The following is a 12,292-nucleotide window of genomic DNA, read 5'->3' as shown; positions in this document are numbered from 1 at the left end:
ATGATTAACTTTCGATAACCACTGGTTTTATTTAAATTAAGCGATAGGAGGGCGTAGCTTATTATCTACAATATGGGTTCTGGCTAATTCTATATAGTAAAAAGCAAAGGCACCGTTAAGCACTTCATCAGGTAAAGCTGAAGTTGAATGTACCCAATGCATATGAGAACCATGACAATGACCACAATGGTGACAATCTTTTTCATTGTGGTCGGCACTATCAGTACTACCCGTTAATGAACTTTGTTCTGAAGAGTATTTTGAATTTAAATGGCTTTGGTGGGAGTGTTCTATCTTTAAATGCTGTAAATCAGGTTGATGAATTTCTTGATTGTTGGCCAACACAATAAACGACTGCATAGCGATGCAGCAGAGTAATAGGTAATGTAAGCACGATTTAATCATAAAATTTAATTATAAAAACGTAGTAATAAAATAAGGAGTATTAAGAATCAACGACTTGAGCATAACACTGTCGCGATATATTCAACAACAAAGAATAATTACAAAGTATGTCAAAGAAGCTTAAAACAAAAAGCCAGTAAAATTACTGGCTTTAGTGGATAAGTTACGTACAGCTAAATGATAAAATAGAGCTTATTTTACCGTAACTTTTGCAAACTTACGCTTACCTATTTGAAACACAGCACACGTGCCTACTTCAACGGCAAGTTTGTTATCTACAATTTTTTCGCCGTCAATTTTTGCTGCACCTTGTTTGATCATGCGCATCGCTTCAGACGTACTTGCTGCTAACCCTGCGTCTTTAAATAAATTAGCGATAGCAATACTTCCATCTTCAGCCGTTACGTCTACTTCAGGAATGTCATCTGGCATCGCCCCCTTTTGGAAACGATTAATAAACTCTTGATGAGCGGCTTCTGCTGCACTCTCATCATGAAAACGAGTGATTAATTCTTTCGCTAACGTAATTTTAATATCGCGAGGATTAGTACCATTTTCAATATCGGTTTTAAACGCTTCAATTTCAGCTATTGGCCTAAAACTTAATAAATCAAAGTAACGCCACATGAGTACATCAGAAATAGACATAACTTTACCAAACATTTCTGTAGGGCTGTCAGTAATACCAATATAGTTATTTAATGATTTAGACATTTTTTGAACGCCGTCTAAACCTTCTAATAACGGCATCATTAATACAGTTTGCGGACGTTGCCCTTCAGACTTTTGTAATTCACGACCCATTAATAAATTGAATTTTTGATCAGTACCGCCTAATTCCACGTCAGATTCTAAAGCAACAGAATCCCAACCTTGTACTAACGGATACATAAATTCATGTATAGCTATTGCTTGGCCGCCAGCATAACGCTTTTTAAAATCGTCACGTTCCATCATTCGAGCAACAGTTTGACGAGAAGCCAGCTTTAACATACCAGCCGCACCTAACTTATCCATCCACGTAGAGTTAAAAGCTACGGTAGTTTTAGCAGGGTCTAAAATTTTAAACACTTGCTCTTTATACGTTTCAGCGTTTGATAGCACATCTTCTTTTGTTAACGGCTTACGAGTAACATTTTTACCCGTTGGGTCGCCAATCATACCAGTAAAGTCACCTATTAAAAAAATAACTTCGTGTCCAAGCTGTTGAAATTGACGCAACTTATTAATAAGAACCGTATGGCCTAAATGCAAATCTGGTGCTGTAGGATCAAAACCCGCTTTAATTTTTAAAGGTTTACCTTTCTTTAATTTTGCAAGTAATTCATCTTCTAGCAAGATTTCTTCTGCACCGCGTTTAATTTCGGCAAACGCTTGGCTGACATCAGTCATTAATGGCTCCAATTGGGATAATTTGTAAGATTTTATAGGCGAATTCTACTGCACTTTTTGCTTAGGATAAAACCCTATAGCTGTTGTATTTGCTTTTTTTTGTTATAGTTAGTAGTTCGCCAAAACACAAAACCTATACAATAGAAGTTAAATCATTGAATATTATAAAGAATTACTTTTTAGAGTTACCTAAAAAACATAAAATTATAATTAGCGTATGTACTGCTATATTCATGGTATTGCTAATTTTGCCTTCAGAAAAGGCTAAAGCCGGTCGTCAATCTCAAGAAACCGCATTAGAAATAGGTAAAAGATATCAATTAACGGTGCCTGAATCAGGTGTACCTGTGTTAGATGAAACAGTTGTTGGTTCAAATAACGATTCTCTCGATTCAACAAAAACAGATGAACCTAATAATAACCAAGAACCTGAAACGGTTATTGAAGATGCTAGTGAAACTTATACATGGGATACCGCTAAAGTAAAAAGTGGTGATTCTTTAGCTAAAATTCTTAAACGTTTAGGCTATAGCGCACGCACAACCTATGAGCTAAGTATTGCTGAAGGTAAAGATACAAAATTACTAAAAAGATTAAATATAGGCGACACACTTCATATTGCTAAAGACGATACAGGTAAACTCGTTGCTCTTACTTACCCACTAACTAAAACTGATACCTTATTTGTTAATTGGATAGATGAACAATATCAGTCTCATATTGAAACAAAAACTGTTGAAATTAGAGAAGCAACAGCGCATGGAGTTATCAAGTCTAATTTCTGGAGTGCAGGTATTGCTGCTGGTTTAGACGATGCACAAATTATAAACCTAGCAAATATTTTTGGTTGGGATATCGATTTTGCTTTAGACATAAGATCGGGTGACAGCTTTCACGTAGTTTATGAAAATAAATATGTGGATGGCGAATTTATTGGGGCAGGTAAAATATTAGCGGCTGAATTTATTAACCAAAACGAACCTTTTCAAGCAATACGTTTTAGTGATGGAGAGTATTACTCTGCAACGGGTAAAAGTATGCGTAAAGCGTTTTTACGTGCGCCTGTTAATTTCAGATACATAAGCTCTAACTTTAACCCTAAACGCTTCCACCCTATTCAAAAAAGAGTTAAACCACATAACGGCACTGACTATCGAGCTAAAACAGGTACACCTGTTGTTGCCGCGGGTAACGGCAAGGTTACTCATTCAACCTATAACAAATACAACGGTAACTACGTATTTATCCAGCACGGTAATGGCATTGTGACTAAATACCTGCATTTTTCAAAACGCACAGTTAAAGCAGGACAACGTGTTAAACAAGGGCAAGTTATTGGTTACGTTGGTTCTACAGGTATGTCTCAAGCTCCGCATTTACATTACGAATTTTTACTCAATGGCGTACACCGTAACCCTAGAACTGTAAAATTACCTAATGCCAATCCATTAGATAAAAAATATAAAGCAGAGTTTGCCGCTTTAGCTGCACGACGTATGGCTGAGCTTGAAGGCTCTCGTCAAGCAATGTTAACGATGCAAAAAGCTGATTCTAAATCGTAATGACTGTAAACCAAAGTCAGCTTTATATTGGTATTATGTCTGGCACAAGTGCTGACGGTATAGATTTAGCTTTAGTTGACTTTTCTACAGGTAAACCTAAGCTTATTTCCAGCTATTACCAAGGGTATAACGAAACAACCTACAAAAAAATTACTGAGCTTTATCAGCCTAATACTAATGAAATAGATAAAGCTTTTACTTTAGATGTGTTGTTAGCCAAACAGTTTGCACAAGCTATCAACCAGTTTGTTTCACAAGAAAATATAGATATAAACACAATTGCCGCTATTGGTAACCATGGGCAAACCATCAGGCACAGACCAAGTATCACCTCAGAAATAGCCACCCCTTTTACACTACAAATAGGCTGTAACCAAACCTTAGCTACCTTAACAGGCATAAAAGTCATTGGTGACTTTAGAACCAAAGACATGGTGTTAGGTGGTCAAGGAGCGCCTCTAGTGCCAGCTTTTCATAAAGCCTTGTTTCCTAACGAACCACAAGATGTTTTTGTTATAAACATTGGTGGAATTGCTAATGTGACCTTTCTCCCGGTAGATAAAAGCAAATCTATACTCGGCTTTGATACAGGCCCTGGAAACGCGTTAATCGACGATTGGTATAAAACTCACAAACAAGGAAGGTTCGACAATAATGGCGAATGGGCACAATCAGGTAACGTTAATACCGCGCTTTTAAATCACTTTCTAAAGGACGATTATCTCACATTGTCTGCCCCCAAAAGTACAGGCAGAGAGTATTTTAATATGGACTGGGTTAATAAGAATATATCTCAGTTTTTACAAAGTTCCGCATCAAATTTAGCACAAGAAAAACAGCTACTAGCTGAAGATATTCAAGCCACATTAACGGCGTTAACTGCGCAAACCATAACCGATCAAGTACGATTATTAAGTACGAAAGCCAACGTATACTTATGCGGTGGTGGCACCCTAAACACATACCTATTTAACCTTATAAAACAAAATCTTATCAATTTTAACGTTACCAGTAGCGACACAATTAATATAAATAGTGATGCATTAGAAGCTTCTGCTTTTGCTTGGTTTGCCTATGCTTTTGATAAAAAAATTACAGGCAACATTCCAGCGGTAACAGGGGCTAGAAAAGAAGCCGTCTTGGGTATTGAATACCAACCTTAAAAAAGCCTAGATATAAAAAGTTTTATCTCTATAATGATCTGTCCCTGTTTAAAAAACAGACGCACATTGCGGTTAGATTGAACTATTATTATTACTCACAATCTAAATGTGTACCTTTAGCAATTAATGATAATTAAGGTTGAGGAGGAACAATGCAATTTAACGATATTCACATAGGAATGAAATGCGGGAGCAAGAAAGGTAGTGGTACAGTTACCTGGATTGATGGTTCAACACGTAGAATTTACATGGCCGATACAAATAATAATAAAAATTTTGACGTTGATTTTGAAGAATTAATCGACGATCCACAAGCCCATAACCGAGAAGATACTTACTATTAATTTACAGTAACACCCACAAAAATAGCTCTATTAATGAATTCTGACAATGCCCTTAAGTGTTTATAAATCACCTAAGGGCATTTTTAATGCTTATATCTAAATATCACACCCTATATTCCTTAATAATATTAAAAATACATTCTAATTATTTCGCATAACTTTAGAATATATGCTCTAATCGCGCTACTCAAAATAGACCTCCTTTTTAGGACTATTTTTCTTATAAAACGCATCTACTTAGAGTTAACTAAAATGGTTGAATATCTTCTTATTTCTTTTGCTATCCTTGCTTTATTAAGTATTGTTTTTGAAGAAATAACACACATAAATAAAGCTAAAACAACATTATTTTTTGGGTGTATTTCATGGATAGCATTATTCATCAATGCACAACCAGGAGAGCATTCACTACTTAATCATCAACTTGAAGAAAACCTATTAGAAATAGCAGTATTGTGGTTATTCTTAATGTCTACAATGACCTTTGTTGCATATTTAAATGCAAAAGGCGTAATACAAACAGCGGTGCAAAAACTATTTCCAGCTAAGCTATCTAAGCGCAGGTTGATGCTATTAGTTGCCCTCTTCTCACTCGTTTTATCTGCTATTTGCGACAACGTAACTGCTACGCTAGTTACCTTAACCTTATTGCAATCTTTCGATTTAGATAAAAAAACCAAACTCAAAATGGCAGTATTAACTATTTTTGCCGTGAACTCTGGCGGTGTTTCATTAATCACGGGTGATGTTACTACCTTGATGATATTTTTAGATGGCCACTTACAAATTTCTGAATTACTTATATTGCTTGTTCCTGCCGTAGCAAGTGTGTTCTTTTTAGCGATTATTCTTTCTTTTGGAACTAAAGGTCAAGCCTCCATAGAGCCTTGTGAAAGAAGCTATGAGCCAGTTGACATTATTATTGCTGCTATCTTTTTTAGTACGATCGTATTAACCATGGCACTGAATATTTTCTTTAAAATACCACCCGTTTTAACCTTTATGGGGGGGCTTTCTATTATGTTTTTAGTGGGAAGAACATACAGAACCGATACTGAAGAAACAGAAATATTAGATTACGTACGCAAAATAGAATACGACACTTTATTATTCTTTTTAGGCATTTTATTAATTGTTGGTATGTTGAAAGAGATTGGGGTTTTAGAATTAATCACTGAAATTTACAGCAAATTTGATCCTAATGTTTCAAGCTTTTTAGCCGGTATTGGCTCTGCTTTACTTGATAATGTTCCTTTAACTGCCGCGTTATTAAAAGCGGAACCAACGTTAACAACACCTGAATGGTTAGGCTTAACTTATGCGGTGGGTGTAGGTGGTTCATTACTTGTTATAGGCTCTGCAGCAGGTATTATTGCCATGAGCAAAATGAAAGAGATTACCTTTTTGTCATACTCTAAATACATACCCGCTTTATTTTTAGCTTACGCTTTTGGTTATTTAGTAACTATAGGGTTAGCGCAATATATCTATTAGGCGATCAAATAGGATTGATACCTCACGAATGTGAGGTATTTATCGTTATAAATAATGATTCACTCAGCCGAGATTAAATAAAAATTTCGCCAACCATATAGCCTACAGCGGTTCCAGTTAAAACTACACGTTCAGCTTTTACTTCACATAATACAGTTCCACCTCTTTTTGAAACTTGTGCGCCTGTAAGTTTAGACTTTGCTAATTCTTTCTCCCAATATGGAGCAAGCTCGCAATGAGCAGAACCTGTAACAGGATCTTCATTCACTCTTAATTTTGGAAAAAAGCTACGGCTAACAAAATCTGCCTTATTACCTTCAGCAGTAACAACCACACCACGTAAATCCAGATCTAACCATTTTGAAAAGTCAGGCGTAAGCTTGCGTATCTCTTCTTCACTATTTAACACAACAATATAATCAAAAGCAGCCATCACCTGTTTAGGTAAAGTATTTATTCCTAAACCTTTTAATAATGCTGATGAAGCCTTTACTGTTTGGGGCATTGAGGCAGGAAAATCCATACTAAAGCCCTGAGCACTTTTACTGACCACTAACTCGCCACTTTTCGTTATAAAAGTAACTTCTGACTTAGTAAAACCCAAGTATTCATAAAGCACATACGCTGTAGCTAAAGTCGCATGACCACATAAATCAACCTCTTCCATTGGCGTAAACCAACGTAGGTGAATTGATTGTTCTGACATGACAAAAAATGCCGTTTCAGATAAGTTGTTCTCTTCCGCTATTTTTTGTAGTAGTTCGTCATCTAGCCATTCAGTTAACGGACAAACAGCCGCAGGATTGCCTTCAAAAGCATTCGATGCAAAAGCATCAACTTGATAAATTTTCAATTTCATAAGAGTTTATTCATTCGCTTATTTACTAATATCAAATAGCATAATAAAAATCCTCACCTAAAGACATATAAGTACACAATACTTTTATTATTATGCGCTAATCTCAATAAGTTCCTATTTACTTTGGGTAAAACATCTATAATCACTTGATTCTTCGTTAACCATAATTAAAAAGGCCACAATCATGAATACTAAAATATATAAAAGAGTACTTTCGCTCACTGATAACTTAATGTCGGCTGCTGAAGAAGAAAATCAAACAAGATTTGATGGTTATTATTTAGAGTTAAAACAACTGTGTGAAGAACATGACAATACAGATAAAGACCATCCTGTACAGTGGGAAACCCTTGGTGATTTTACTGACGACTTAACTCTAGCGGTTACTATTTATGAACGCGCCTTATTAAAAGCTGAAGCGATTAATTCTAAAGATTTTCGATCATCGATCAGCTTTTCAATTGCAACATTAAAGATAGAACTAGGTGATAAAACAGGTGCTATTGAACATTTAGAAAAAGCAAAAATTAGCTGTAATAAAATTGTAGATAAAGAATTAAAAGCTGAGATTCATGATTTACTGGAAGAATTAAAAAATTCATAAACAGAAAACCCAGTAATTATACTAAAATCCAAAAAGTACTTGGTTCAAGCTTTGGTACCTTAATGACACATCAATGATAGCTGCAGGTAAATTAATTAAAGGTCAAAAATCGATTAAGGTAACAGAGGTTCCTAAATTACTACAGGCAGCACTCGATGCAATGATGAGCCGTGGTGGCGCTAGTTTAGGCGATAAAACAGTATTGGATTCTATCAGCGAGATGATTGTATTAATGGACAAAGCGCAAACGAATGATGTGGTAACGGCTAGGATAACGCTCCTATGGAAAGAGTTTTTAGATGCCTGAAAACTGAATGGGTACCGACAACCAGTGACACAAATTTAGAGTATGCTAAATAAGACATTAGCGGTTATTCTATGAGCTATTAATTTACCAAAACCGCTTTCATTTAATTAGGGTTTGACTCCAGTAATCGCTGAAGAAAAACCCTATTTAACGTCCAAGATAAGTTCCCTAATTTCGCAGTAGTTAGATATTAGATTCAAATCCCCTCATAAAATCTTCTTTATAAGGCGATTACTTCACGCACTACTCCTGCGCGTTGTCCATTTACCGTAATTTCAATTTCAGACGCATCGTTTGTTTTCTCTACAATCAATTCAACAAACTTAATGTTTCTTCCACCTTCGGTACGATTTTTCTGAGTAACTTTCGCATTTTTCCAACCGGCCAAATGACCCAACACTAATCCAGAACGACCATATAGTTTACCAGTCTCTGCTCCTGTCATAGCCAATACAGAAGCACCGGAACTTTCCACTGTTAGAAATATTGGCATAACCATTTCTGTGGTGAGCGCGCGATTTGTTACATTAGTGGGCATAAAGCCCGTATTCGATATTTTCACGATTATTTTATACTGATTTTTCTTTAAAACTTTAACATCGGTATCAACTTTTAAATAAGGGAGTTTTTGCCACACTTGTAGCAACCAAGTGGTAATTTCATCAGCGACCCGCTCCACATATTTTCCCATTGGGTTATTGGGCATGGGTTTGTTCCAACCTCCTAGCTCAACTTTCCCTAAATCAGGATGCTTAACTTCATACCAGTCAGTCCATACCTCGCGGCCAAAATTCTTAAGCGCCCAATCGATTTTTTCGCCTTCTGGTGCACCGATTAACGCTTTTTGATTTTTATCAAATGGGAAATTCCACAACTCCGGTACAAAAGAAAATACACCAAGGTGCTCATAAGCCCAGTCCATCAATATGCCCGTACGGGGTGTTCCTGGTTTCCCTCCAGACTTACTCCTTTCCCACGGTGTCCATACGGGCCCATTAGTAACATTGGAATATAGTTTTCCCAGAGTTTTATAGTAGTTTAAATCTTGCAGATCCATCATGTCGTCAGTATTGACGGATGAGGGCCGATATAAATGGTTTCCCGTCGAATGTAGATCGATAATCATACCGATATTTGGGTGATCAAAATAAAATTCAGCCAGACTTCGAGTCTCAATTTCAGAAAGCGGGTAGGGTCCAGCCCATTCCTGCGCATACTCTTGCCTCCAATGTGCTGGCCAGTTTCTATTTGGGTCAACCCCCCCTACAGCATCCTCATTAATCAATCCATCTTGGTCGTTGTCTATCCCTTCTCGTGGATACAAATCATAAAAAGGGCCATCGTGATTCACAGCTAAAGGATCACGAGTAACCATGACACGAGAATCTTCTTTGCTCAGCTGGTACGCGCCCTGTGGGTTTCTTACACGCATCTGTAGTACGCGACCGTCACCGTCGATATCCTCCTGATCATCTTCGTCAAAGAGACCATCGTTATCATTATCGTACGGACGCGTAGTAGAATCCCGAACACTAATAGGAAGGTGATGATAGCGCTCCGATTGATCCGGAATAAGGTTTGGCAAAAGATACAACGTATAATTGTCAACCAGTCTGGTGATATTTTCATCAATCCCGTATTTGGTCAATAATTTGTTAAGTAAGTACATTGCCGACTGCGTGGAAATTATCTCATCTGAGTCAATGCCGCCTTGTACATACAACGCTGGCTTGTCCTCACTAGCCCCTTTTTCTGAATTCGTAACAGTGACAAGCCAAAGCTCTCTGCCCTCGTAACTTTTCCCAATGGAAGATAGCGAGGTTAATTTTGGATTATTGGATGTCCAATTTTTTAAAGAATTAGTCATCTCCTTATAATCCATGTAGTCCGCCCATTGAACGTCCTGAGCCACAACGCCAGTATGTATGCTAAACAGAGCAGAAAACAACAGTGATAACCAAAAGACACGTGCTTTAGAACCTATATTCGCCAACATTAGTAATTCCTCAGAGTAGTTTATCATTACAAGGGCATTTGGCCTCCAGAGCAGTCCACAAGTTAATATGAACTGCAATTATACCTTTGAGCCTCGTTTTATCGTGAATATAGATTATTTTTTCTTTGGTCTATATTCGAGAGTCTCGGTCGACTCGGCGGCGGATATTATACCGCGGGCCTCAAGCGGAATTCTCTTTAAATCACTTCCCTCATGCATCCGCAGTTGATCCATAAGGTGAGGATTACCACGGCCTTGAGGATCGATGAACTTGCTCTGACCTCCTGTCTCTACCACCGAATAAAGCGCTCTATTCTTACTGTCCATCTCCATTAATCCAATCCAGTACTCGCCACCGTTGTGAGGTGCCATTGCTGGCCCGAGGCCCAGCTGTGAAAACAGACGTGTTCTGCGTGCATTATTATCAACGGACTTCCGTTCAGGCGTCTTCGCCGAAGGGTCGTAATACTTCCAGAAGATGGGCAATTTCCATTCCGCCATATCCTTATTCGGAAATTCTCCGCTAACTTTGGCAATAGTTGCCTTGATCGTATCGACGATAAGCTCGTTTCTGTCCCGTCCATTGAAATAATCAACTCCAAGTGGTGCGCCCGCGTCACGGCCCTGGAAAGCACGAAGCAACAAGCTAGACTGGTAGGTCAGATAACGCCCCTCATCGATCGTTTTCCACCAAGTGCCGATATCGTCTTCAAATATCATACTCGGCGCAACTTCGAGCCAAGTTCGGTATAACGTCAAGCCGGGGTTGTCATACTTCTGGTCTAAATTAAGGTCTTGATACAGCCCATCAAAGCTCAGCATTAACTCACCTGCCTGCTTAACCTCAGGATCGTCGCTCACCTCAATCGCTTTACTTATATAAGGCGCGAAAAAGTCTGGCGAAGCCAAGTTGCGGTCGATGGCACCAAAAGCGCTGAATATTTTGCGATTAAATTCGCGCATATCAAGAAGGGTCAGTGGCTGCTCAGTAGACGCCAAGCGATCACCGAGCCAGGTACGAAAAGTCGCACCAAAACGGGAGTTATTCCCCTCCGGCATCCAAGTAGTTGGCTTACTGTTCCACGCGTAAATGTAACCTTGACTGGGGTTGATTACCCTTGGTTTCTCATCTGGCGTAAAAAAACCTGTCCATTCATATTCGCCAGTACCGGGAGTCGGAAGCCGCGGATCAACATTGGCGGCCTTCTTTGGAATGGCACCTACCTCAAAATAGGCAATCTGTCCATCTTCGCCTCCGTAGCAAACGCCGACATTCCAGCCCATTTTATCCACGCCCTTGGTTTTGAAGTCTTCAAGGTTTTTTGCCCGACCCATCTCGGCCATAGCAGCCCAAGTATCAAGTTGCTTACCATGCAGACCCATCTTTTCAGAATAGGCGACGCCATTGCTCACATCCCACGCGATCACTGGGCCGTGGATTGTTCTTGCCACCTCATGAGTAACCGGCGCAGCATCTTTAACCTGAATAGTCTCCGTACGATGCTCCATCTTTTTCCAAGCACCCTTGTACCAATATTCATAGCGGTTGTTGGGATTGAGCTTTTCGGCGAATACCGTGTCAGCCTCACTCTTTCCTGAAACCATCAGCCAGCCATGCTGTGCACCGCGGCCCATAATTGGCAAGCCTATGTTTGACGTAACAAAACCTGCGTTATCAAACCCTCCACCTTTGAGGTGGATTTCAGGGCCATCTGACGTCGCTTGCAACATCAGCACCTTGCCGCTGGCGGATTTTTCTGGACCTATCACTAGGCAACGGCTTGCTTCCGAAGGCAGATCGGATTGTAACGTCCGAACATTGGTTAAGTCGGCACCTTTTTTCTGTCCAAGCTGAACAGGTGAAAAAACGGGTTTTGGCATTGGCCGCGTTGGCGCAAGATCTTCACCCTCAGCGATGACGGTGGGGGAATCAGGGTCGGAAATTGGCACAACATCGTTGAAAATCTGCCAGCCCTGCTTCTCCCCGTAGCGAGCTATCATTTCAGTGAGGAATTTCAAGTTGTTGATCTCAAACGTATCACGGCCTTGTGGCAATGAAGCGATCATTGCGAGATATTCTACAAGGCTCCAACGCGTTGGCTCGATACCCCAACGGATAAACTCAATCGGCGTTTTATTCTCTGGGTCAGCATTTACCTCATCGAT

General features: G+C 39.0%; 11 protein-coding genes. 6 read left to right on the top strand and 5 right to left on the bottom strand.

Features of this window, described 5'->3' with window-relative positions; translation table 11 throughout:
- Positions 1 to 36 precede the first annotated feature (36 nt).
- Together B0X80_RS17450 and tyrS are read right to left on the bottom strand one after the other, a co-directional pair.
- On the bottom strand, positions 37 to 405 hold the full coding sequence (locus tag B0X80_RS17450; protein WP_139345346.1) for a DUF2946 domain-containing protein: 369 nt from the start codon (positions 403 to 405) through the stop codon (positions 37 to 39).
- Positions 406 to 597: 192 nt separating this feature from the next.
- A complete protein-coding gene (tyrS, locus tag B0X80_RS17445; protein ID WP_076420154.1) occupies positions 598 to 1,797 on the bottom strand; it encodes a tyrosine--tRNA ligase in 1,200 nt (399 codons plus the stop codon).
- A gap of 140 nt (positions 1,798 to 1,937) precedes the next feature.
- On the opposite strand from tyrS, the gene B0X80_RS17440 reads away from it, so the two are divergent.
- The 4 genes from B0X80_RS17440 (at position 1,938) to nhaD (ending at position 6,360) form a co-directional block, all read left to right on the top strand.
- Positions 1,938 to 3,359, top strand: a complete 1,422-nt coding sequence (locus B0X80_RS17440) for a peptidoglycan DD-metalloendopeptidase family protein (RefSeq protein WP_425439718.1) — start codon at positions 1,938 to 1,940, stop codon at positions 3,357 to 3,359.
- A complete protein-coding gene (locus B0X80_RS17435; RefSeq protein WP_089024910.1) occupies positions 3,359 to 4,522 on the top strand; it encodes an anhydro-N-acetylmuramic acid kinase in 1,164 nt (387 codons plus the stop codon). The genes B0X80_RS17440 and B0X80_RS17435 overlap by 1 nt, the downstream gene beginning before the upstream one ends.
- Positions 4,523 to 4,674: 152 nt before the next feature.
- The gene (locus B0X80_RS17430) at positions 4,675 to 4,866 is read left to right on the top strand and encodes a hypothetical protein (protein WP_076420156.1); all 192 of its coding nucleotides are present in this window, start codon (positions 4,675 to 4,677) and stop codon (positions 4,864 to 4,866) included.
- A gap of 252 nt (positions 4,867 to 5,118) precedes the next feature.
- Positions 5,119 to 6,360: a sodium:proton antiporter NhaD gene (gene nhaD, locus B0X80_RS17425; protein WP_077342626.1), complete on the top strand. Its 1,242-nt coding sequence runs from the start codon at positions 5,119 to 5,121 to the stop codon at positions 6,358 to 6,360.
- A 73-nt stretch (positions 6,361 to 6,433) separates the two neighbouring features.
- On the opposite strand, the gene B0X80_RS17420 is transcribed toward nhaD, so the two are convergent.
- Positions 6,434 to 7,219 carry a PhzF family phenazine biosynthesis protein gene (locus B0X80_RS17420; RefSeq protein ID WP_077342624.1) on the bottom strand — a complete coding sequence of 262 codons (786 nt, stop codon included), beginning with the start codon at positions 7,217 to 7,219 and terminating at the stop codon, positions 6,434 to 6,436.
- A gap of 184 nt (positions 7,220 to 7,403) precedes the next feature.
- Here B0X80_RS17420 and B0X80_RS17415 point away from each other — a divergent pair, with 184 nt between their 5' ends.
- Both B0X80_RS17415 and B0X80_RS17410 read left to right on the top strand, forming a co-directional pair.
- Complete coding sequence (locus B0X80_RS17415; RefSeq protein WP_175623979.1) at positions 7,404 to 7,823, top strand: tetratricopeptide repeat protein; 420 nt, start codon at positions 7,404 to 7,406, stop codon at positions 7,821 to 7,823.
- Positions 7,824 to 7,896: 73 nt separating this feature from the next.
- On the top strand, positions 7,897 to 8,130 hold the full coding sequence (locus tag B0X80_RS17410; RefSeq protein WP_077342620.1) for a DAK2 domain-containing protein: 234 nt from the start codon (positions 7,897 to 7,899) through the stop codon (positions 8,128 to 8,130).
- Positions 8,131 to 8,350: 220 nt separating this feature from the next.
- Here B0X80_RS17410 and B0X80_RS17405 read toward each other — a convergent pair whose 3' ends face one another.
- Positions 8,351 to 10,126: a M14 family metallopeptidase gene (locus tag B0X80_RS17405; RefSeq protein ID WP_175623978.1), complete on the bottom strand. Its 1,776-nt coding sequence runs from the start codon at positions 10,124 to 10,126 to the stop codon at positions 8,351 to 8,353.
- A 114-nt stretch (positions 10,127 to 10,240) separates the two neighbouring features.
- Positions 10,241 to 12,292 (bottom strand): penicillin acylase family protein (locus tag B0X80_RS17400; protein WP_175623977.1); only part of this gene is annotated, 2,052 nt, incomplete at its 5' end.

Origin of the sequence: Pseudocolwellia agarivorans, assembly GCF_002000085.1 — a bacterium.
GTDB lineage: Bacteria > Pseudomonadota > Gammaproteobacteria > Enterobacterales > Alteromonadaceae > Pseudocolwellia > Pseudocolwellia agarivorans.
The sequence above is the reverse complement of the archived record's forward strand: the minus strand, read 5'-3'. Positions and strand labels throughout refer to the sequence as shown.

Bases quoted from the DNA above. Each gene is read 5' to 3' on its own strand.
- B0X80_RS17450 (WP_139345346.1), bottom strand. From the start codon at position 405: ATGATTAAATCGTGCTTACATTACCTATTACTCTGCTGCATCGCTATG.
- tyrS (WP_076420154.1), bottom strand. From the start codon at position 1,797: ATGACTGATGTCAGCCAAGCGTTTGCCGAAATTAAACGCGGTGCAGAA.
- B0X80_RS17435 (WP_089024910.1), top strand. From the start codon at position 3,359: ATGACTGTAAACCAAAGTCAGCTTTATATTGGTATTATGTCTGGCACA.
- B0X80_RS17430 (WP_076420156.1), top strand. From the start codon at position 4,675: ATGCAATTTAACGATATTCACATAGGAATGAAATGCGGGAGCAAGAAA.
- nhaD (WP_077342626.1), top strand. From the start codon at position 5,119: ATGGTTGAATATCTTCTTATTTCTTTTGCTATCCTTGCTTTATTAAGT.
- B0X80_RS17420 (WP_077342624.1), bottom strand. From the start codon at position 7,219: ATGAAATTGAAAATTTATCAAGTTGATGCTTTTGCATCGAATGCTTTT.
- B0X80_RS17415 (WP_175623979.1), top strand. From the start codon at position 7,404: ATGAATACTAAAATATATAAAAGAGTACTTTCGCTCACTGATAACTTA.
- B0X80_RS17410 (WP_077342620.1), top strand. From the start codon at position 7,897: ATGATAGCTGCAGGTAAATTAATTAAAGGTCAAAAATCGATTAAGGTA.
- B0X80_RS17405 (WP_175623978.1), bottom strand. From the start codon at position 10,126: ATGTTGGCGAATATAGGTTCTAAAGCACGTGTCTTTTGGTTATCACTG.